Annotated in this window: 21 protein-coding genes and 1 pseudogene; 9 read left to right on the plus strand and 13 right to left on the minus strand. The window is 59.9% G+C overall.

The window, feature by feature from the left end; translation table 11 throughout:
• The 5 genes and pseudogenes from Q0K23_RS07175 to Q0K23_RS07195 form a co-directional block, all read right to left on the minus strand.
• Nucleotides 1-732: pseudogene (locus tag Q0K23_RS07175) on the minus strand (hypothetical protein); the annotation flags it as partial.
• The gene (locus Q0K23_RS07180) at nucleotides 725-1,108 is read right to left on the minus strand and encodes a hypothetical protein (protein ID WP_294519875.1); all 384 of its coding nucleotides are present in this window, start codon (nucleotides 1,106-1,108) and stop codon (nucleotides 725-727) included. The pseudogene Q0K23_RS07175 and the gene Q0K23_RS07180, both read right to left, overlap by 8 nt.
• 477 nt (nucleotides 1,109-1,585) lie before the next feature.
• A complete protein-coding gene (gene tsf, locus Q0K23_RS07185) occupies nucleotides 1,586-2,509 on the minus strand; it encodes a translation elongation factor Ts (RefSeq protein WP_294519878.1) in 924 nt (307 codons plus the stop codon).
• 91 nt (nucleotides 2,510-2,600) lie between these two features.
• Nucleotides 2,601-3,332, minus strand: coding sequence for a 30S ribosomal protein S2 (rpsB, locus tag Q0K23_RS07190; RefSeq protein WP_294519881.1), 732 nt, complete (start codon nucleotides 3,330-3,332; stop codon nucleotides 2,601-2,603).
• A gap of 188 nt (nucleotides 3,333-3,520) precedes the next feature.
• Nucleotides 3,521-3,820 (minus strand): YlmC/YmxH family sporulation protein, encoded by a 300-nt coding sequence (locus Q0K23_RS07195; RefSeq protein ID WP_294519884.1) that lies wholly within the window; start codon nucleotides 3,818-3,820, stop codon nucleotides 3,521-3,523.
• A gap of 126 nt (nucleotides 3,821-3,946) precedes the next feature.
• Here Q0K23_RS07195 and Q0K23_RS07200 point away from each other — a divergent pair, with 126 nt between their 5' ends.
• Nucleotides 3,947-4,789, plus strand: coding sequence for a hypothetical protein (locus tag Q0K23_RS07200; protein WP_294519886.1), 843 nt, complete (start codon nucleotides 3,947-3,949; stop codon nucleotides 4,787-4,789).
• Nucleotides 4,790-4,977: 188 nt separating this feature from the next.
• On the opposite strand, the gene Q0K23_RS07205 is transcribed toward Q0K23_RS07200, so the two are convergent.
• The 6 genes from Q0K23_RS07205 to Q0K23_RS07230 form a co-directional block, all read right to left on the minus strand.
• The gene (locus Q0K23_RS07205) at nucleotides 4,978-6,336 is read right to left on the minus strand and encodes a uroporphyrinogen decarboxylase family protein (protein WP_294519889.1); all 1,359 of its coding nucleotides are present in this window, start codon (nucleotides 6,334-6,336) and stop codon (nucleotides 4,978-4,980) included.
• A gap of 84 nt (nucleotides 6,337-6,420) precedes the next feature.
• Nucleotides 6,421-7,983, minus strand: coding sequence for a sodium:solute symporter (locus tag Q0K23_RS07210; RefSeq protein WP_294519892.1), 1,563 nt, complete (start codon nucleotides 7,981-7,983; stop codon nucleotides 6,421-6,423).
• 3 nt (nucleotides 7,984-7,986) lie between these two features.
• Complete coding sequence (locus Q0K23_RS07215) at nucleotides 7,987-8,223, minus strand: hypothetical protein (protein WP_294519895.1); 237 nt, start codon at nucleotides 8,221-8,223, stop codon at nucleotides 7,987-7,989.
• Nucleotides 8,224-8,352: 129 nt separating this feature from the next.
• On the minus strand, nucleotides 8,353-9,810 hold the full coding sequence (locus tag Q0K23_RS07220; RefSeq protein ID WP_294519897.1) for a trimethylamine methyltransferase family protein: 1,458 nt from the start codon (nucleotides 9,808-9,810) through the stop codon (nucleotides 8,353-8,355).
• Between the two features lie 63 nt (nucleotides 9,811-9,873).
• The gene (locus Q0K23_RS07225; protein ID WP_294519900.1) at nucleotides 9,874-10,515 is read right to left on the minus strand and encodes a corrinoid protein; all 642 of its coding nucleotides are present in this window, start codon (nucleotides 10,513-10,515) and stop codon (nucleotides 9,874-9,876) included.
• Between the two features lie 83 nt (nucleotides 10,516-10,598).
• Nucleotides 10,599-11,258 (minus strand): cobalamin-dependent protein, encoded by a 660-nt coding sequence (locus tag Q0K23_RS07230; protein WP_294519904.1) that lies wholly within the window; start codon nucleotides 11,256-11,258, stop codon nucleotides 10,599-10,601.
• A 275-nt stretch (nucleotides 11,259-11,533) separates the two neighbouring features.
• Here Q0K23_RS07230 and Q0K23_RS07235 point away from each other — a divergent pair, with 275 nt between their 5' ends.
• The 5 genes from Q0K23_RS07235 (at nucleotide 11,534) to sigG (ending at nucleotide 17,230) form a co-directional block, all read left to right on the plus strand.
• A complete protein-coding gene (locus Q0K23_RS07235) occupies nucleotides 11,534-12,811 on the plus strand; it encodes a helix-turn-helix domain-containing protein (RefSeq protein ID WP_294519907.1) in 1,278 nt (425 codons plus the stop codon).
• A gap of 57 nt (nucleotides 12,812-12,868) precedes the next feature.
• On the plus strand, nucleotides 12,869-13,525 hold the full coding sequence (locus Q0K23_RS07240) for a hypothetical protein (RefSeq protein WP_294519910.1): 657 nt from the start codon (nucleotides 12,869-12,871) through the stop codon (nucleotides 13,523-13,525).
• 43 nt (nucleotides 13,526-13,568) lie between these two features.
• Complete coding sequence (locus Q0K23_RS07245; RefSeq protein ID WP_294519913.1) at nucleotides 13,569-15,305, plus strand: ASKHA domain-containing protein; 1,737 nt, start codon at nucleotides 13,569-13,571, stop codon at nucleotides 15,303-15,305.
• A gap of 21 nt (nucleotides 15,306-15,326) precedes the next feature.
• On the plus strand, nucleotides 15,327-16,253 hold the full coding sequence (locus Q0K23_RS07250) for a GTP-binding protein (protein WP_294519916.1): 927 nt from the start codon (nucleotides 15,327-15,329) through the stop codon (nucleotides 16,251-16,253).
• A 206-nt stretch (nucleotides 16,254-16,459) separates the two neighbouring features.
• Nucleotides 16,460-17,230, plus strand: coding sequence for an RNA polymerase sporulation sigma factor SigG (gene sigG, locus Q0K23_RS07255; RefSeq protein ID WP_294519919.1), 771 nt, complete (start codon nucleotides 16,460-16,462; stop codon nucleotides 17,228-17,230).
• A gap of 44 nt (nucleotides 17,231-17,274) precedes the next feature.
• Here sigG and Q0K23_RS07260 read toward each other — a convergent pair whose 3' ends face one another.
• Both Q0K23_RS07260 and Q0K23_RS07265 read right to left on the minus strand, forming a co-directional pair.
• Nucleotides 17,275-18,060 carry a type III pantothenate kinase gene (locus Q0K23_RS07260; protein WP_294519923.1) on the minus strand — a complete coding sequence of 262 codons (786 nt, stop codon included), beginning with the start codon at nucleotides 18,058-18,060 and terminating at the stop codon, nucleotides 17,275-17,277.
• A 4-nt stretch (nucleotides 18,061-18,064) separates the two neighbouring features.
• Nucleotides 18,065-18,538: a metallophosphoesterase gene (locus tag Q0K23_RS07265; RefSeq protein WP_294519926.1), complete on the minus strand. Its 474-nt coding sequence runs from the start codon at nucleotides 18,536-18,538 to the stop codon at nucleotides 18,065-18,067.
• 86 nt (nucleotides 18,539-18,624) lie between these two features.
• Here Q0K23_RS07265 and Q0K23_RS07270 point away from each other — a divergent pair, with 86 nt between their 5' ends.
• The 3 genes from Q0K23_RS07270 to Q0K23_RS07280 are packed head-to-tail and all read left to right on the plus strand — an operon-like array spanning nucleotide 18,625 to nucleotide 19,741.
• On the plus strand, nucleotides 18,625-18,906 hold the full coding sequence (locus tag Q0K23_RS07270) for a hypothetical protein (RefSeq protein WP_294519928.1): 282 nt from the start codon (nucleotides 18,625-18,627) through the stop codon (nucleotides 18,904-18,906).
• 42 nt (nucleotides 18,907-18,948) lie between these two features.
• Nucleotides 18,949-19,446 (plus strand): hypothetical protein, encoded by a 498-nt coding sequence (locus Q0K23_RS07275; RefSeq protein WP_294519931.1) that lies wholly within the window; start codon nucleotides 18,949-18,951, stop codon nucleotides 19,444-19,446.
• Nucleotides 19,439-19,741: a hypothetical protein gene (locus Q0K23_RS07280; protein ID WP_294519934.1), complete on the plus strand. Its 303-nt coding sequence runs from the start codon at nucleotides 19,439-19,441 to the stop codon at nucleotides 19,739-19,741. Before Q0K23_RS07275 ends, Q0K23_RS07280 begins: the two co-directional genes overlap by 8 nt.

The raw sequence follows: 19,741 nt of genomic DNA on the forward strand, positions 1-19,741 counted from the left end.
CACGATGGATCGATCCTGCCTGGACACCAGATAGATATCCGCCTGTGTGGCGTCCATCTGATAGCTCCCAGGCTGTGTCCTCCACCCGGCAGAGGAGCCCCATGCCGGCCGGTGGTCCCGCTGGTATTTGGTAAGGCCCTCTCGTGCAATGATCTTTTGAGGGTCCTTGTGCAAGCTGTGTCCATAGTAGTAGTGGCGGAATTGGCTCCATGTCGGAGCATCGCTATCCATCTCTCCATCCTGACCAACATAGTCCTCCAGCAGCATCATCTCGTAAGCAGCCCGTAGGGATAATCGCTTGGATCCATAGTAGTACCGCCGGATCGCTTGCTCTATCATATGGTTGCTTTTACTGGCCTGCTGTGTCCGCTTTTGTGTGAGCTGTCCTGTTGCCAGGTAACGATAATACAGTCGTAGGATGCGGCGTGTCGTGGTCTGGTGCTGCTGTGCCGCCTTTGCTGCCATCTGATATCGCAGAGACTTGTCCGAGATGCAGTCATCGCAGTCAATCATTGGCTGGATCATCTGTAAGCGAACTTCCTGAGCCGGGGTCATGGCTTGCGCTGACATCCAGCTTTCCGGCGCAGGTACTCGTTCATATCTTTCAAGGGCTACCTCGAAGAATGGGGAAGAGGGAGAGTCACAGTTAATGAGCCAATATCCGTCTTGAGTCGCTTTCAAAATTCTGAAAACGGCTCCAAGCCGACACACAAAGCGCAGTGGTCTATCCATCCATGATCACCACCATCCACTCCGTGTCGGTCACCGCCCAGTACCGCCTGGAGAGTTCCAGACGCTCCACATAGGCCTTCTTTTTTAGCTGTTCCCGTAAGATTAGCTCCCGCACCCCTTTGTGACCATCAGCGTATTCGAGCATAAAGTCGGTAGCCCAGCCAGTTTGCAGATAGTCCGTACGGATGCCTGCCCGTGATATGCGGCCCATGATGTCGGCATCCAGAGGACAGCCGGCCTCATAGCTCTGCACCCACGGCTGCTCCTCCAACCATCGTGCGTAATTCCTGGCCCACTTGCTATGCAGGCATACGATGTCGTTGTTTTTGGGACTGTAAAATCGGATATCTCGTGTGCGCTCTCCTGTCCGTTCCATGAGGCACCCCTCCCCAAAAAGTTTGTTTCCCCAGTGGCTTATATCTCCATCAGTTTTCTGTATCAGCAAATTTTTATCTTAATTCTTTGAATTAACTCAAAAATTTGATGATGACACGGAATTAACTCAAAATTTTGCGACCAAAAATTGAATTAAATCAAAAATTTGATGATCCTACCCGCAAATTTTTCATTTAATTCAAATTTCGCTGTCAATTTTTTGACTTAAATGCCATTTCTCTTAGATACCATGTGATCGTCCCCTTCCAACCTGGTCGTTTGTCCGACCATTTTGACCGCCGGACGCTCGCCCCATCTTTTTCTCCAAAAGTTCAAAATTGAACTAAATTAAGCCAGAAACCGGGCAAAGAAGCAAAAAGAAATAAAAAAAGAGCCCGGGGAAACGAATTTCCTCGGACTCTTGTGGGAGTCATTATTGGGGGACAATGTGCTTAGTTGCGGAGGGATGAGCACACAATTACTTGCCCAGCTGCTTGGCAATCTCCTCGGCGAAGTTCTCCTGCTTCTTCTCGATGCCCTCGCCCTTCTCGAAACGGACGAAGCTCTTGATCACAGCGGTGCCGCCGGCGGCCTTGGCCACGGAGGTCACATACTGCTCCACGTTGACGGAGTTGTCCTTCACGAACTCCTGCTGCAGCAGGCAGTTCTCCTTGTAGAACTTACCCAGCTTGCCGTTCACGATGCCCTCCTTCACCTTCTCGGGCTTGGAAGCCATCTTGGGGTCGTTCTCCATCTGGACCAGCATGATCTTCTTCTCCTCATCCAGGGTGGCCTGGTCGACCTGGCTCTTGTCCAGGAAGCGGGGATTCAGAGCGGCGATCTGCATGGCGGCGTCCTTACCGGCGTTGAGCACCTCGGCGTTGTTCTCCAGACCGGCGGAGACCTCCATGTTCACCAGCACGCCGATCTTGCCGCCGGCGTGGACATAGGGCACATGCACGCCCTCGGTGCAGCGGGCAAAGCGGCGAACCTTGATGTTCTCGCCGATGACCAGCACCATCTCCTGCTGCTCCTCCAGAACGGTACGGCCGTTGCCGTAGGGCTTGGCGAGCAGGTCGTCCAGGTCGGAGGGGTTCTCCTTGGCGACCACATTGGCCACGCCCTTGACGAAGTCCACGAACTTCTCGTTCTTGCCCACGAAGTCGGTCTCAGCGTTGACCTCGACAGCCACGCCCACACCGTCGATCACAGCGGCGTAAGCCATGCCCTCGGCGGCGATGCGGCCGGCCTTCTTCTGGGAAGCGGCCAGGCCCTTCTCACGCAGGAACTCCACAGCCTTGTCCATATCGCCGTCGGAAGCGGTGAGGGCCTTCTTGCAGTCCATCATGCCGACGCCGGTCATCTCGCGCAGAGCCTGCACGTCTTTCGCAGTAAAAGCCATAATAAGTTACCTCCACATTTGTAAAAATCAATATGAAGAGCGCCCGCCCGCCTGGGCGGGCGCTCCAAAGTCCGCATCAATCGGAACCGGCTTACTCAGCCGCGGTCTCCTCGGCCTTCTGGGCCTCCTCGGGGGCGTCCTGGCCCTGCTTGCCCTCCATGATGGCGTTGGCCATGACGGAGGAGATGAGCTTGATGGCGCGGATGGCGTCGTCGTTGCCGGGGATGACATAGTCGATCTCGTCGGGATCGCAGTTGGTATCCACGATGGCCACGATGGGGATGTTCAGCTTGCGGGCCTCGTTGATGGCGTTGCGCTCCTTGCGGGGATCAACCACGAACAGCGCGCCGGGGAGCTTCTTCATCTCCACAACGCCGCCCAGGTACTTCTCCAGCTTGGCGATCTCGCCCATGTGCTTCATGACTTCCTTCTTGGGGAGCATGTCGAAGGTGCCGTCCTCCTGCATCTTCTTCAGCTGGTTGAGACGGTCCACACGGCCGCGCATGGTCTTGAAGTTGGTGAGCATGCCGCCCAGCCAGCGGGCGTTCACATAATAACCGCCGCAGCGGCCGGCCTCTTCCTTGATGGCCTCCTGAGCCTGCTTCTTGGTGCCCACGAAGAGCAGAGTCTGGCCGTTCTGAGCCAGATCACGGACGAAGTTGTAGGCCTCCTCCAGCTTCTTCACGGTCTTCTGCAGGTCAATGATGTAGATGCCGTTACGCTCAGTGTAGATGTAAGCGGCCATCTTGGGGTTCCAGCGGCGGGTCTGGTGGCCGAAGTGGACACCGGCCTCCAGGAGCTGCTTCATAGATACGACTGCCATAGTTTTGTTTCCTCCTTTATAGTTATTACCTCCACCAGTTCATCCGGAGCCCGCCAGCCCATGGGGCACAAGGCGCTCCGTCACAACGGTGTGCGTAATACTGTGCTTTTACACAGCTAGAGTATTTTATCATAGGGCTGTAGGGAATGCAAGTATGATTTCCATTTTTATTTCATAAAATGCGGATTTTACAGGATTTTTTCCTGTCCCTCCCGTCTGCCCCGGCGGCGTTCCTCTCGGCCGGACCGCAGCGCGCCCGACTCCACCAGGATGATGTCCTCCCCAAACCGCCGCACCGATTCCCAGGGGAAGATCCGGTCCGCCTCCCGGCCCAGCAGGCCGAACAGCCGCAGCCGTCCGGGCACCACCAGGGCGCAGACCCGGCCGCTGTCCAGGTCCACCTCCACGTCCCCCACGTACCCGTAGCGGCTGCCGTCGGTCACGTTGATGATCTCCTTGCACCGCAAATCGGCAATTCTGCTCTTCATGGCCGTTCCCCCATTTTCAAATCGCGGAATTTGATATATAATTCTATGAAGTGCGACCCTTGTCCTATGAAAGACTGGTGACTGTATATGCAGACAAAATCAACCGGGAAAAAGCGCCGCCGATGGTTGTGGGCAGCAGTCCCCATAGCCATCGTCATCCTATTTTTCGGCCTCAACGCCCTGCTTCAGACCTTCTGGGCCCACCGGGCCCCCTACTTCTCTCCGGACTATCAGCAGATCGACCTCTCCCCCATCCTGAACCAGGATTCCCTGGACGACGGGGATTATGAGACGCTCTTTCTCCAGACCGGTCTGGCCAGGCCGGCAGTGGACGCTCTGCTGGCCCGCGGCAGCCAGGGCGTGGAACAGATCCTGGAGACCCAGGCGGGCTTTTTTGCCCAGCAGACGCCGGTATGCCTGGACCTGCCTCCCATCACCAAGGAGGACCGGCTGCGGGACGCTGACGGGAATGTGGTATACTCGGTGCCTCTGGCGCCTCTGGAGGCGGGAGATATCATCCTCTCCTTCTCCACCCATACATACGGCTGGCGGCACGGCCACGCCTCCCTGGTGGTGGACCCCCAGCTGGGCGTCACTCTGGAGGCCGTGGTTCTTGGCAGCGACAGCGCCCAGGTCAACGCCCAGCACTGGCGGACCTACTCCAACTTCATGGTCCTGCGGGTGAAGGACGCCGACGACGAGACCAGGCAGCAGGTGGTCCAGTTCGCCCTGGAGCATCTGGACGGGATTCCGTACAGCCTGCTCTCCGGTATCTTCGGCCCCAAGGCCCCCGACCCGGACAGCTCCCTCAAGGCCCAGTGCGCCTATCTCCCCTGGTACGCCTGGCAGGCCTTCGGCGTGGACCTGGATTCGGACGGCGGAAAGATTGTCACTGTGCTGGACCTGGCGGAAAGCCCCCTTCTGGAGGTCGTCCAGATTTACGGCATGGACCCCCATTCCTACCTTTAATAAAAAGAAACACAGAGCGCCCGGCTCCCCAAGCCGGGTGCTCTGTGTTTCTTAGAGGGAGATATTTAATGCGGTCAAAGCGAACTGACTGGCATCGATTCAACTCTGGGAAGACTTGCGCAAGCCTTCTGCCCCCGGCGCAGCCGTACACCGGGCGAACTCCGCACTAAACCAAATTCAGGCGGTCCTCACAGCAGGGCCTCGATCTCCTCCCGCAGCGCCTTGCTGTCGGGGATCATGGAGACATGGCGGATCTGGCCGTTGATGACCATGGTGGGCAGGTTGGTGACGCCCATCTTCTTGCAGCGGACCACGTTCTCACGGATGGTGTACTTGTACTCCACGATGTCAATCTTGTCGCCGAAGTAGTCCTTGGCGGCCTGGGCGGCGGCCATCATATAGGTGCAGGCGGCGCACTGAGTGGAGTCCAGCGTGAAGACCTCGATGAGAGGACGCTCCAGGTGCTCGTAGTCGGGCAGCTCGATCTGGATGCCGCTGTCGTCGGGACCGGTGTAGTCCTTGAGCATCTCGCGGCACTGCTCGGTGTTCTTCACAGCCTGGGAGCAGGCCACGGTGTTCTCCACAGGCACATCGTAAGGCATATCGCAGCCAGGGCTGACGATCATATTGCGGTGATCCTCCACCTTGTCCAGCAGGTCCACCACGTACTTCATGTTGTCCTTGGGCGTGCCGTGGAGCATGACGGTGGTCAGAGGAATGTTGCCGCTGATAGCGATGTTGTACTTGTCGGACACGCTCTTGCCGTAGACAAAGTCCACGTTCTCGTCCACCGCGATGGAGTCGGGATTGGTCTTGCACATGACCTCCAGCTGAGGCGTGGCGTTGCCGCAGACAAAGAAGGAGGAGAACACGCCTCTGCTGCGGATGTAGTCGAACACGGCCTTGAAGGAGTCGGCCAGCATGGAGTCAAAGGACTCGGGGGCGATCTGGCTGACCAGGGGGTCCACCACGGCGATCACGTCCATGCCCGCGTTGATGTAGTAGTCGCACATGCGGATGGAGGCCTCGGCGCAGTAGCTCACCAGGTCGCGGACATACTGCTCGTCCATCAGCATATCCAGGAAGATCTCGCTGCCCCGCAGGTGGGAGGCCAGGGTGAAGGGGCCGCAAATCAGGCCGTAGAGGGCGATGTCATCGCCGACGGAGGCCTTCAGCTTGGTCATAGCCTCCAGCATGACGGGAATACGGCCGGACTCGGGGGTGGGCAGCTTGCAGCGGCAGGGGATGCCCTTGTTGTCCCCCTCGAAGGGGTGGCTGGCCACGGAAGGCGGGTTGTCCTTGGCCCACATCAGATCGCAGCCCAGAATCTCCGCCTCCAGCTGGAGGTCGAACATGATGGGCATGCCGTCGGGACCGTAGAGCCGGGCGACTTCCATCAGGCACTCATAGAGCTTCTGGCCGTCCTGGAGGATCTCATCAGCGCTGTAGCCCTTGAGCTTGCCGGAATGAATGCCGGCAAAGGGCACCCAAGGCACCCGCTCGGTGGGCTCGTGACGCATGGTCTTAAAAATCAGTTCCTTACCCATAATGATATAATTCCTTTCCAGACCGGGGGCCGGAGGGTTCCACCTCCGGCCCCTCAGAATGCAGTGATGTAAATGGCAGGACGCTTACTTTTCTACCGCTTTGGCAGCCTTTTTCGCCTTCTTAACCTCATAGAACCGGTTCATGCCGGACTCCAGCGTGGCATAGAAGGGGGCGGCGTCGCTCTCGGGCTGCTTGGTCACCAGACTGACCACAAACATGGTCACCGTGGAGCCCAGCAGGCCGAAGGCGCCGTACCAGGTGTCGCCCACGTTCCACACAAAGTAGGTCATGAGGACCAGCACCGTACCCACGATGGAGGCGACGATGGCGGCCTGCTTGGTGGCCTTCTTCCAGTACAGGCCGAAGACCAGCACGGAGAACAGGGGCGTTACAATGGCGATGGAGAACATAATCAGGGTAAAGATCAGATCGGGCGGATTGATGGCCAGGACAGTGGACACCAATCCGATGACCACGATAATGACCCGGTTGACCATGGTCTCCTTCTTCTCAGGCACCTTGATGTGGAAGGTATTCTTGATAAGGTCCGAGGATACAATGGCGGCGCTGACGCCCAGGAAGGCGTTGGCAGTGGACAGACCCACGGCGGCGGAACCCACAAAGAAGCCGATCATCAGCACGGTGGCCAGCACGGGGCTGAAGTCCAGCACGAAGTTCTTCACCAGATAGGGGATGATGAGCTCGGACTCGGAGGCGGTCATGTTGCTGACCAGAGCCAGGCCGATAAGGCCGATCATCATGGTGCCGGTCCATACCACAGCCTGGAGCACAGGAGTGAGGAAGGACAGCTTGCGCTGAGTCTTCATGTTGTCGCCAAAATAGCCGGAACGGACGAACACGTGGGGCAGCATGATGGTCCAGCCGATGGCGCAGGAGAAGGGATAGCCGAACCGGGCCGCGTAGGGCGTCCAGCCGGAGGGGCCGGGATAGGAGAAGAACGACTGCGTGTTCTCCCACAGGTTGCCCACCGCCGCAGGCAGGGATCCGCCAAAGCCCACGATAAGGCAGGCGATGACAATGACCCACAGCATGGCGATAAACAGCAGGCCCTGAACGGTGTCCGCCATGGCGGCGGACTTCATGCCGCCGATGCACACGAAGATCGTCATGGTCAGGCCGATGACAATAACAGCCATGCGGTAGTTGATGGCGCCGTCAGTGGCATACTGGGCCGCCTGGGCGATGGCCACCAGGGTGGAGGTGACGTAGGGCACGGCGGAGACCAGGAAGATGATGCCCAGGATGGTGCGCAGGGCATTGCTCTTGAAGCGCTCATAGTAGAAATCTGCGGGAGTAACCAGCGTGCCGCCCTTTTCCTGATTGACGATCCACACCTTGTTCATGGTAAAGTGGGCAATAATGGGGAACAGGGCGATGTAGCTCATCTCGGAGATCCAGTAGCCCAGACCGCCGCGGTAGTAGGCGCCGGGGCCGGCGAAGAACACCCAAGTGCTCATCAGAGATGCGATGTAGGTCATAACCAGCACCGGCCAGGGCACGGATGCGGTCAGCAGGCTTCCCTTGTTCTTCTGGCGGCGCTCCTTCAGCGTAACGTAGACTGCCACACCGATGAGGAAGCACATGTACAGGCCAAATGCGATCCAGATAGTATTGGCGCTCAGCATCCGTTATCCCTCCTTTGTACTGGACGCGGGGGGCGCGTCCGCATCATCTCTCAGCTTGTAAATCCGGTAGACCCTTACCAGGCCCACATAGACGATGATCCAGATGGGTACGACCGTAAGCAGCGCGTGAATCAGCGTGGGAATGGCCTCTCCATAAGGCGGGACACCGGGGAGATTGTAGAGGATATAGAAGATTACCGTGAGAATCAGCCAGATTTTTTCCGTCTTCGTTACTTTCATCTCTAAACCGCCTTTCTCTCAAATTCCAGACACACATGCGGAATTTCGTCGCCGAAACCGCTTATGGGGCGGATCCATGATATGGCCCGCACGGAGATGCGGGCCATATCGCAGATGGCCGGAGTGCGCTTACTCTTTTACCAGCGCGGCGTGGGCCTGCTTGAGCACCTTCTCCACCTCGGCGGCCTTGTCCGCGGGCAGCTCGTAGACATCGTCGGATGCCATGATGGCATTGAATTTCTCCAGAGCCTTGTCCAGCAGGGTCTTGCTGCCGTTCATCTCCCAGTTCACCGGGCTGTCACGGTTGAACATGTCGGGGCGGTGGGGCTCGGTGAAGTGACGGAAGGTGTGCTCGCTGGTCAGGAAGCTGAAGCCGGGCTCCCGATCGGCGCCGGCGATGAGCTCGTCCCAATCCAGGGTCTCGTCGTTCACATCCAGACCGCGGCGGATGCGGCGGGCAATGCCGAAGATCTCGTTGTCGATGATGAGCTGCAGGGGGCTGATGGTCTTGGCGGTCTCCAGCTGGCCGGCGCCGCCCAGGACGGAGGCCTCGCTCATGGCCATGGCGTCGATCAGGTTGGTGCGCTCGATGAAGTTCTGCTCATCCAGCACCACGCTGTCGGTACCGGTGCCGTAGGAGTGGGCGCGGATGTTGTAGCCCCGCTCAAACAGCTCCATGCAGATGAGACGGGAGATGGTGATCTCAGTGTTGGACTGGAGGGTGTAGGTGCTCTGCATGTCCATGGAGAACAGCAGCGGAGTGGCGATAACGGGCAGGCCGGGGCACATCAGCTCCAGCATGACGATCTGGGCAAACACCTCGGCGCAGGCCACGAAGGCAGTGCCCTGAGCGGTGACAGGGGTGTTGGCGCCGGCGGTGGGCAGAGAGCAGGGCTGCACGGGCACGCGGGACTTGGCGCAGCGGTAGAGGACCTCGGCGTCCATGTGCTTGAAGGTCAGGCTGGGCACGCCGCAGGAGATAAAGCTGACGATGGGCTTCTCCTGCAGGTTCTTCAGGCCGCCCACAGCGGCAGCAGCCATGTCGATGAGCCACTGGACGTTGTCGGACTCGTAGGGCTGGATCCAGATATGCTTGGCGGAGTGCTTCAGGGCCTTCTCCAGGGTGTAGACGTCGACGGCGTCGCCGGGCACGTACTCGCCGGAGGTGGAGGGCAGGGTGACGTAGTCCAGGTTCTCCATGACGTTGGTGATCTTATACCACTCGTCCACCTCTTCCAGGGTGGTGTAGTGGGTGTCGCCCTTCACGGTGCGGTAGTTGGGCGCGCCGGTGTTGGTGCGGGTGTAGAAGCTGCCGGTGGGGTTGGGGAACTCCAGGTCGTACTTGCCGCTGGGGGAATAAAGGGTGAACTTCGCGGGGACGGCGGCCACAGCCTTGTCGATGAGCTCCTTGGTGAAGCGGACGTCCTTCTTCTCCATGTCCACCACACAGCCCAGCTTGGCCAGCTCGGAGAGCATCTCCTCATGGTCCAGGTGAATGCCGCGCTCGATGAGCAGCTGCTCCATGCGGCCCTTCATGTACTCCAGTTCCTGATCGCTCATCACGTTATATTTGACTCTTCCTACCATGGGAATTCATCCTCCATTTCATTCATATCTGCCCGGCTCCCGGCCGGAGCGGCGGTTGATATCTCAGCGGATGCTGGTCACGTACTCCTTGGCCCAGCGGGCAGCGGCGGCAGCGTCGGCGGTGAAGGCGTCGGCGCCGATCTTGTCGGCCCAGGCCTGGGTGACAGGGGCGCCGCCGATCATGACCTTGACCTGGTCGCGGACGCCGGCCTGCTTCAGGACCTCAATGACGTGGCCCTGCTCATTCATGGTGGTGGTCAGAAGAGCGGAGAGACCCACGATGTCGGGGTTGTGCTCCTTGATGGCCTCGACGAACTTCTCGGCGGGGACGTTGGCGCCCAGGTCGATGACCTTCAGGTTGGCGCTCTTCATCATCAGGCCCACCAGGTTCTTGCCGATGTCGTGGAGGTCGCCCTTCACGGTGGCGATGACGGCGGTGCCAATGGTGGTGTCGCCGCCGGCGGCCAGCAGGGGCTGAATCACTTCCACGCCGGTGTTCATGGCCTTGGCGGACATCAGCACGTTGGGCACGAAGATCTGGCCCTTGGCGAACCGCTCACCGATCTCGTTGATGCCGGGCATCAGGCCGTTGTTCAGGATGTCGGTGGCCTCCAGCTTCTGCTCCACGGCCTCGGCTACCTTGGCCTTGGTACCCATGATGTCGCCCTTGATGACAAGCTCGGTGATCTCGTTGAGAATAGACATGAATTTCCCGCTCCTTTTCAAATTTGTCCGTATGGTTGCTTCCTTCGTATGTCCTCGTCCTAACTAACATGTACAGGTGCGCGTCAGTCCTGCGGCTTCTTCCGCCGCTCTGTGCTGATCTCGGTGGCCAGCCGTGCCGTGTCCATCATGGTGGCGGAGAACTCCACCCCCAACTCCCGGGCAAAACTAGGCGTAATCGGGCCGCCGCCCACAATGATGTGGACGGGATAGCCGAAGTCCTCCTGCCGGATCTGTTTCACCGTCTCCTTCATGCTGGCCATGGATGTGGTCAGCATGGCGGACATGGCCACGATCCGGGCGTTGTCCGCCCGCAGCTGAGCAATGAACCGCTCGGCGCTGACGTTGGAACCCAGATCCGTCACATCGAATCCGGCGCTCTGGAGCATGATGCCCACTAAGCTCTTTCCGATGGTGTGGATGTCCCCACGGACGGTTCCCACAACCACCTTTTCCCGGTGGACTGTGCCATCGGTCTGTTCCAGCAGCAGCGGCCGGATGATGGCCACCGCCTTCTGCATGGCTCTGGCAGAGAGCAGAATCTGCGGGATGAACCGCTCTTCCCTGCTCAGCATGACGCCCAGACGATCCATGGCCGGAATCATCCCTTTTTCCAGAATGTCCACCGGACGGCAGCCCTTTGCAAGCAGCTCTCTGCACTGTGCTACGGTCTTTTCTTCATCCCCGTCGATGATGCTCTGAAAAATTGTGTTAAACCGATTCATTCTGCTGTTCCTTTCCGCTCCACGCCTGTAGTATAATCGAAATCGGTCCTCAATTTCTAAGAAAAATACCATTTCTTTTTGTCTTATTCCGGCGTATTTGCTAAGTATTTTTCCTGTTGTACAAGTTGTTTATTGCTTTTCATCTAAAAAAGGGGTATAGTGTTTTAAAAATTACAAATTGGTAATCCCCATTTTACCAATTTGCCTCTCACCCCGCAATTTCACCACCCTTCCCCAGTGGAAAACCATATCCAAACAGAACAGGAGGAATCCAGTTGCCTGCCATCGATCATAAGCGCCTGCATGAGTATCTGGACGCCTTCAGCGTAAGTACCGGCGTACCAGTGACCCTTTTTGACCCTGACGGCGCCGTTCTGGAGGAATTTCAGGCGGACAAAAAATTCTGCCAGTTCTTCCCCGTCTACCGCCAGCCTGACAGCGTGTGCAGCAGCACGCTGCTCTTTTCTGCCAAATCCTCCTCCCATCTGGGCGAACCCTACATATTTTCCTGCCCATCCGGCCTGATCCATATCGCGGTGCCTGTCATCGTATCGGAAAAATTCTGCGGCTGCGCCGTGGCAGGCCCCCTCTCCATGGGGCCTGTCTCCGCTGAATTTCTCACCCAGGCCTTTGAGCTCAACCAGGTCTCTCCGGAGCTCCTGGCAAAAATTTCTCTTTTCATTTCCTCCATGCAGGTATATACTCCAGAACAAATACAGAAGTTCTCCCTGCTTCTGTACAGCGCCGTGGTGCACAGCCACAAGAACTGGGACGATTACGAACAGGTCAGGCTCCGCTACCAGCGCCAGCTCACCGTGGGAGACCACATCCAGAAGCGCAAGCAGAGCAAGCCTCAGAACACCTCCGCCGCTCTGTCCGCCCCCACCTGCTCGGATCTGGAGGACCGCCTTTCCAAGGAGATCCAGGCCCGCAACCGGGAGGCCGCCCTCACCTGCCTGGACGACCTCTTCGAAGAGCTGGTCCTGGTGGAGGGCGGAAACTTCGACAGCATCAAGCTGCACTTCTTTGAGCTCTATATCTCCCTGGCCCGGATGTCCACCGAGCGGGGCGCCTCCCTGCGGAAGATCTTCGGACTGGATTTCAAATTCATCAACTCCCTCAATGAGCTCAACACCCTGGACAGCCTGGCCCAGTGGAGCCGGGATCTGGTGGTCCACTTTGTGGACGACGTCTTTGCCGACCTGCCCCAGGTGTCCTCCGCCACCACCAGGGCTGTGACCTACATCAACGCCCACTATATGGAAAAGATGACCCTGCGGGACCTGGCCGCCGCGCTCTTCCTCAACGAGTCCTCCCTGTCCAAGCTGTTCCGGCAGGAATTGGGCTCCAGCTTTACTGACTATCTCAACCGCATCCGCATCGAACACAGCACCGAGCTGATGCGCAACACCGACAGAAGCCTGCTGGAGATCTCCGGCCTGGTGGGCTTTGATGACCAGAGCTATTTTACAAAAATCTTCAAAAAAGTAACTGGGACAACCCCGCGCCAGTACAAAAGTCAGTTGAACAGCGAAAAACACACCTCTGGCTGATCCTTCGGTACGCTCCACAAGCACACCAATTCGGACACGAGGAAAGGATGACCTTTCATGGTTTACTTCGCTGATATTACGCCCAAATATGACCGGGAGCGGATTTTCCGCAGGCTTCATGTCGAGCCGGATACCAACGCCTACCGGTATGCCCAGTCCGTCTTTCCCTACCTGGAGGAGATCGCTCAGCAGCAGCTGTGTATGACCCACTGCTACTCTGTCGAGGAGGATGCGCCGCCCCTGGGCGTGCCCGAAGTGGACCGGTGCAAATACCGCATCACCTGCCTGTCCACCTGCTCGGAGGGCATTACCAAGGCCATTGCCAAGCTGCTGGATCAGGGCGATTTTCTGGAGGGCTACATCCTCAACGATCTGGTCAATGAGATGCTCTTCAACGCCTCTGACCAGATGAACCGCCAAATCTCCGCTGCTATGGCGGAAAAAGACTGCCATCTCACCCGCCGCCTCTCCCCCGGCGAACAGGAGCTGGGACTGGAATATCAGTCCGTCCTTCTCTCCGCCTTCCGCGATATCCCCGCCGTGTCCCACGTACGACTGACGGAGAGCTACATGCTCTACCCTGAGAAGTCCATGCTCTATCTCTTCGGGGCCGACCCCAGCAACCCGGAGATCTCCGTGGAACACGACTGCGGTAAGTGTCCCAATACCTCCTGCTTCTTCCGCTCCACGGAAGGGCCCGCTGCCTGTCTCTGATTCCGCCCACAGATCAAGACAATCAAACTGGAGGTTTTGACTCATGTACTCTATCAAACTGCCCAACCAGAACACCGCCTTTGAGACGCCGGGCGGCGTGACCATCTCCCAGGCCTGTGCCGCCGCCGGTTTCCCCATGGATCTGGTCTGCGGCGGCCGGGGCACCTGCGGCAAGTGCGCCGTCCAGATCGAGCGGAACGGCGTCAGCGAGACTGTCCTCGCCTGCCGGACATTGGTGGACTGCGACATGACCGTCCACCTGGAAGAGCACCAGCTCACCCGGGACGCGTCCATCGTGACCGAGGGCCGCTCCGCCCACCGTGCCAGGCTCTCTCCCGCCCTCTCCAAGCGCTGCATGACCAAGGCCCAGCTGCTGCCTCCCCACTGCGGCGCCTACATGGAGCCCGCTTCTCCCAGCCTTCTGCGCACCTTTTCCAAGCTGATGGCCGATCCCGCGGTGGATCAGGTCACCTTTGTATCCTACCGCGGGAAGCCTCTGGCGGTGGAACCGGGCGACACCACTTCCCTGCTCTACGGCGGCGCCATCGACATCGGCACCACCTCTGTGGTGCTCTACGCCTACGACCTGAACACCGGCGCGCTGCTCCACACGGTGTCCGCACTGAACGGACAGATCGTCAGGGGCGCCGACGTCATCACCCGTATCCTCCACACCCGCCAGAATGAGGACGGCCTGGATGAGCTGAACGGCCACATCCGGGATACCATCCACGGGCTGCTGGACCAGACGGAGCAGAAGATCCCCGGTTTCCGCAGCCACCTCTACCATCTGGTCCTCTGCGGCAACAGCACCATGCAGCACCTTTTCCTGGGTCTTGACCCCTACGGCCTCTCCCAGGACCCCTTTGTCAACATCACCGCGGGCCCCGTCCGCTGTTCCGGCGCCGAGGCGGGGATCAACATGCCCGCAGGCGGCGTGGTGGAATTTCTCCCCCTGCTGGGCGGCTTCGTGGGCGCCGACACCGCTGCCGTGCTCCTCACCCTTCCCACCGACAGAGGCCCCTGCCTGATGGTGGACCTGGGCACCAACGGCGAGATCGCCGTGGGCAGCGGCGCGGGCTATAAAGTGGCCTCCACCGCCTGCGGTCCCGCCCTGGAGGGCGGCAACATCGCCTGCGGCATGCGGGGCATGGAGGGCGCCATCGAGCGGGTCTCCCTCCAGGACGGCAAGCTCACCTATCAGGTCATCGGCGGCGTGGAGCCCCTGGGTCTGTGCGGCTCCGCCATCATCGACGCGGTGGCCGAGCTGCGCCGGGCCGGCATCATCGACGAGACCGGCCGGCTTCTGCCCGCCGACGAGTTTCTGGCCTCCCACCCCGGCAGCCCCCTGGCCGAGTATCTGGGCGAGGCCGGGGAGTTCAACACCGCCTTCTACTTCGCCCGGGGCGACCGGCCCGTCTACCTCTCCCAGCACGACGTGCGGCAGATCCAGCTGGCCAAGAGCTCCATCTTCTCCGGCTGCATGACCCTCCTGGAGGAGTCCGGCCTCTCCCCCGACCAGCTGGACGCCCTCTACCTGGCGGGCGCCTTCGGCAACTACATCGACATCGACCGGGCCCTTCAGATCGGCCTGCTCCCCCCTGTCCCCCGGGACCGGATCTTCTCCATCGGAAACGGCGCGGGCCAGGGCGTGCAGCTTTGCCTGCTGGACCAGGGGGAGATGGACCGCTGCGAGGCCCTCCCCGCCTCCATCGAGCACGTGGAGCTGGCCACCAACCCCAAATTCATGGAGACCTACATCATGAACATGAACTTTTAACGGTTTCGGAGGTTGACAGATATGAGCAAGCTCGTCCTTCTCACCGGCTTTCTGGGGGCCGGCAAGACCACCTTTCTCAACCATGTGCTCCAGGAGTTCTCCCAGGACAAAGTGGGACTGATCGTCAACGAATTCAGCGGCAACGGCGTGGACGGCGCCCTCATCCGCCACGATATCCCCGGCGCCAAAATGATCGAGCTCAACAATGGCTCCATCTTCTGCGCCTGCATCAAGGACTCCTTTGTGGACTCCCTCATCGACCTGGCCGGCCGGAATCTGGACTACGTCTTTGTGGAGGCCTCCGGCCTGGCCGACCCCTCCAGCATCTCCTCCATCCTGGACCAGATCGCCACCCTCTCCGGCGCGGTCTACGACTACTGCGGCGCCATCTGTCTGGTGGACGCCCTCTACTTTCCAAAATATCTCAAGCTGCTCCTGGCCCTCCGCCGCCAGGTGGAGTACAGCCGGGCGGTGATTCTCAACAAGGCGGACCTGGTGACGGAGGAGCAGCTCTCCAAGGTGGAGCAGTCCATCCGGGAGATCAACCCCAAGGCCGCCCTCTACCGCACCACCTACGCCAACGTCTCCCTGCGGGAGATTCTCTCCGAAGGTCCCCAGGAGGAGGCTGCGCCCCAGGAGAGCTCCAACACCGAGAGCAGCCGCCCCGTCACCATCACCCTCTCCACCCAGGAGGCCATTCCCCCCCAGGTCCTCCGGCAGTTCCTGGACGAGATCGCCCCCTCCACCTACCGGGTCAAGGGCTTCTGCCGCACCACCGAGGGCACCAAGAACGTCAGCATGGTGGGCACTGTCTGCCAGATCGAGGACTGGGGCGACGCGCTGGGCGAAACCCAGCTGGTCATCATCTCCAGCGTGGGCGTGCGCATCTTCTCGGTCACCCTGGCCGCCGCAGGGCGCTATTTCAAGTCCCCCGTCAACCTGCTGTAATTTATCCCTTCACAAAGATACGCCTCCTGGTACAGGGCCCGCTCTGTACCAGGAGGCGTTTTGCTGCGTCATCATCCGGTCCCCTTCCGTTTGCCAAAAGCAAGGGAAAACCGTCCCACGATAAAAAATATACCCCCCTGAGCGCCCGTATGATTCCACCGGGCCGGGAGATACTGTAATCAGCGCATTCACAGGGGGGTATCGGCTTGCAGGGAAAGGTGGAAATCTGCGGAGTAAACACATCCAAACTCAAGGTGCTGAAAAACGAGGAGACCGTGGCGCTGCTCAAGCGCACCAAGGAGGGGGACATGGCCGCCCGGGAAGAGCTGATTGCCGGCAATCTCCGGCTGGTGCTGTCCGTCATCCAGAAGTTCAGCAACCGGGGCGAAAACGTGGACGACCTCTTCCAGGTGGGCTGCATCGGCCTCATCAAGGCCATCGACAACTTCAACACCGACCTGGACGTCCGCTTCTCCACCTACGGAGTCCCTATGATCGTGGGCGAGATCCGCCGCTACCTGCGGGACAACAGCTCCATGCGGGTCTCCCGCTCCATGCGGGACACCGCCTACAAGGTCCTCCAGGCCAAGGAGAAATTCATGGCCGAGCACCAGCGGGAGCCCACCATGGAGGAGATCGCCAAAATGCTGGACCTGAAGCGGGAGGATGTGGTCTTCGCCATGGACGCCATCATGGACCCGGTGTCCCTCTACGAGCCGGTCTACTCCGACGGCGGCGACGCCATCTGCGTCATGGACCAGGTGAAGGACAGCAAGAACACCGACGAGAGCTGGCTGGAGCAGATCGCCCTGAAGGAGGCCATCTCCCACCTCTCCGACCGGGAACGGCACATCCTCAGCCTCCGCTTTTTTGAGGGCAAGACCCAGATGGAGGTGTCGGCGGAGATCGGCATCTCCCAGGCCCAGGTGTCCAGGCTGGAGAAAAACGCCATCTGGAAAATCAGGAAAAGCCTCTGAACAGACACGGAGGGGAGCACGCGCTCCCCTCCGTGTTGCTTTCGTTATTTCTGCGCCTCCCGGTAACGCCGGTAGATGAGCCGCAGGCCGTCCAGGATCAGGTCCTTGTCCACCAGGTCGATCATATCTGTGTTGTCCGCCACCATCCGGGACAGGCCGCCGGTGGCCACCACCTTGATCTCCTCCTCCGGGTACCCCATCTCCTGCTTGGTGCGGCGGATCAGGTACTCCATGGCGCCGATGTAACCCATCACCGCCCCCGCCTGGATCTGGCTGACAGCTGTACAGCCTAAAACCTTGTCAGGCATTGCCAGCTCTACATTAGGAAGCCTGGCGGTCTTCTGGAACAGGGCCTCGGTGGAGATGCGCACACCGGCGGTAATGCAGCCCCCCAGGTAGGCCCCCTCCCGGCTGACCGCGTCCACCGTGGTGGCGGTGCCGAAGTCCAGCACCACCAGGGGCGCGCCGTACTTCTCCAGCGCGGCCACACAGGCCACGGAGCGGTCTGGGCCCAGCCGCTCATCTCCACCCACAGCATAGGGCAGGCCGGGGTCCACCCCGTCGTCGATGATCAGGGGCCTGCGGTTGAAATACTTGATAATGGCGCTGGTCAGGCTATACATCACGGGCGGTACCACCGAGGCGATCATCACGTCCTCCACCTTGCCGGTATCCAGCCCGAACTTCTCAAAATACTGGGTCGCCAACAGTCCAATCTCATCCGAGGTCCGGTTCACGTCGGTCTTCAGGCGGAAGCTGCCCGCCAGCCGGTCCCCCTCATAAATGCCGAACACCATGTTGGTATTCCCCACATCAATGACAAGCAGCATAGCTTTACCCCCTTGGAATTTCAAGGATTTCGCAAATCGTGCGCTCCCCTTCCAGACGGATGACGCCGCAGGTGGGCACCAGCCCGCCCCGGATGGTGCCCGGGTTCATGATCCACAGGCCGTCCTGCTGCTGGCAGAAGGCCTCATGGGTGTGGCCGAAGAGGAGGATGTCCACCTGGGCCTCCCGGGCCGCCTTGACCGCCAGCCCCATCCCCAGCTTCACATGGTAGGTGTGGCCGTGGGTCATGAGGATACGGCGGCCCTCAAAAAACAGGATCTTCTGCGCCGGCACGTCTGTGGCGTAGTCGCAGTTGCCGGGCACCAGCTCCAGCGGGATATTCCGGTAGGCCATGGACAGCTCCACCGCGTCCCGCATCACATCCCCCAGATGGAGGATCTGATCCGGCCGTTCCTGCTCCACCGCCTTGCGCATATGTTCCACGTTTCCGTGGGAATCAGAAAAAACCAGCAGCTTCATCAATGCACCATCTCCCCTGTCGGGCATAGAATGAGAGTGAAGTTCAATGGACTGCATACATACAATGTTTATTGGAGGGATACGCCATGGCAGCACCCAAATCCAACCTGGATGACCTGATGAAATCCCCGGAGACCGCCTCTCTGCTCAGGAACAAGGAGGCGCTGGCCCGCATCATGCGCTCTCCGGACACCAAGGCCCTCATGGAAATGCTCAACCGCCAGGCGGGCAGCGGCCTCAAAAGCGCCGCGGACGCCGCCATGAAGGGAGACGCCAAGGCCCTCACCGGCATTGTGGAGCGCCTGATGCAGAGCAAGGAGGGCGCTGACGTGGTGGGGCGCATCAGCGGGTCCCTTCCGAAAAAATAATCCGAACAGCCGCCGGATTTCCCGGGGAACGGAGGGTGGACCATGGCCGATCTGGAGGAAAAACTGAATGCGATTTTGGGCAATCAAGAGGCCATGGGTCAGATCATGTCCATTGCCCGGTCCCTGTCGGACGCCGGGGATACCGCCGGTTCCGAGGCGCAGAGCGGCGGCCGCGAAGACCGGGAGGCGGAACATGATTCCCCCGTCGGATCGGGTGAAAAAAGCGGCGGTCAGCCGGATTCGGACGCTGTGGCCGCCCTTCTCGCCGGCCTGACAGGCCAGGCCTCAGATAGCGGGGACAATCCCCTCTCGCTCCTGGGCAGTCTGGACCCGAAGGTGATCCAGATCGCCCTCCAGCTCTTCTCCGCATACAGCGCCGAAGACGACCGGCGCACCGCTCTGCTCAGCGCCCTGAAGCCCTTCCTGAAGGAGGAACGCCAGGCCAAAATGGAGAAGGCCATCCAGATCGCCAAGCTCTCCCGGGTCATCCGGGTCGCCTTCCAGGTCTTCAAGAAGGAGGGGGGCGAAGCGGATGTATAACCGGTACATCCCAGGCGCCGGCGGCTACACCCGGATCACGGAAGAGGACGCGCCCCCGGTCCGCCATGCTGAGCCGCCGGGCCCTCTGGCGTCCGCTCCTCCTGGAGATCCTCATCCGCCCGAGGCTGAAAAGGGCGCGGGGGCACTCGCCAGTCTGCTCAAGAGCCTCAAGCTGGACCAGCTGGACAGCGGAGACGTGCTCCTTCTGCTCATCCTCCTCTTCCTCTTCATGGAGGGGGACGATGTGGAGCTGATGATCACCCTGGGCCTGCTGCTGCTGTTGGGGCTGGACTGA

Source organism: uncultured Pseudoflavonifractor sp. (assembly GCF_944387275.1).
Lineage (GTDB): Bacteria > Bacillota > Clostridia > Oscillospirales > Oscillospiraceae > Pseudoflavonifractor > Pseudoflavonifractor intestinihominis.

Bases quoted from the DNA above. Each gene is read 5' to 3' on its own strand.
- Q0K23_RS07180 (WP_294519875.1), bottom strand. From the start codon at position 1,108: ATGGAACGGACAGGAGAGCGCACACGAGATATCCGATTTTACAGTCCC.
- tsf (WP_294519878.1), bottom strand. From the start codon at position 2,509: ATGGCTTTTACTGCGAAAGACGTGCAGGCTCTGCGCGAGATGACCGGC.
- rpsB (WP_294519881.1), bottom strand. From the start codon at position 3,332: ATGGCAGTCGTATCTATGAAGCAGCTCCTGGAGGCCGGTGTCCACTTC.
- Q0K23_RS07195 (WP_294519884.1), bottom strand. From the start codon at position 3,820: ATGAAGAGCAGAATTGCCGATTTGCGGTGCAAGGAGATCATCAACGTG.
- Q0K23_RS07205 (WP_294519889.1), bottom strand. From the start codon at position 6,336: ATGGGTAAGGAACTGATTTTTAAGACCATGCGTCACGAGCCCACCGAG.
- Q0K23_RS07210 (WP_294519892.1), bottom strand. From the start codon at position 7,983: ATGCTGAGCGCCAATACTATCTGGATCGCATTTGGCCTGTACATGTGC.
- Q0K23_RS07215 (WP_294519895.1), bottom strand. From the start codon at position 8,223: ATGAAAGTAACGAAGACGGAAAAAATCTGGCTGATTCTCACGGTAATC.
- Q0K23_RS07220 (WP_294519897.1), bottom strand. From the start codon at position 9,810: ATGGTAGGAAGAGTCAAATATAACGTGATGAGCGATCAGGAACTGGAG.
- Q0K23_RS07225 (WP_294519900.1), bottom strand. From the start codon at position 10,515: ATGTCTATTCTCAACGAGATCACCGAGCTTGTCATCAAGGGCGACATC.
- Q0K23_RS07230 (WP_294519904.1), bottom strand. From the start codon at position 11,258: ATGAATCGGTTTAACACAATTTTTCAGAGCATCATCGACGGGGATGAA.
- Q0K23_RS07240 (WP_294519910.1), top strand. From the start codon at position 12,869: ATGGTTTACTTCGCTGATATTACGCCCAAATATGACCGGGAGCGGATT.
- Q0K23_RS07245 (WP_294519913.1), top strand. From the start codon at position 13,569: ATGTACTCTATCAAACTGCCCAACCAGAACACCGCCTTTGAGACGCCG.
- Q0K23_RS07250 (WP_294519916.1), top strand. From the start codon at position 15,327: ATGAGCAAGCTCGTCCTTCTCACCGGCTTTCTGGGGGCCGGCAAGACC.
- Q0K23_RS07260 (WP_294519923.1), bottom strand. From the start codon at position 18,060: ATGCTGCTTGTCATTGATGTGGGGAATACCAACATGGTGTTCGGCATT.
- Q0K23_RS07265 (WP_294519926.1), bottom strand. From the start codon at position 18,538: ATGAAGCTGCTGGTTTTTTCTGATTCCCACGGAAACGTGGAACATATG.
- Q0K23_RS07270 (WP_294519928.1), top strand. From the start codon at position 18,625: ATGGCAGCACCCAAATCCAACCTGGATGACCTGATGAAATCCCCGGAG.
- Q0K23_RS07275 (WP_294519931.1), top strand. From the start codon at position 18,949: ATGGCCGATCTGGAGGAAAAACTGAATGCGATTTTGGGCAATCAAGAG.
- Q0K23_RS07280 (WP_294519934.1), top strand. From the start codon at position 19,439: ATGTATAACCGGTACATCCCAGGCGCCGGCGGCTACACCCGGATCACG.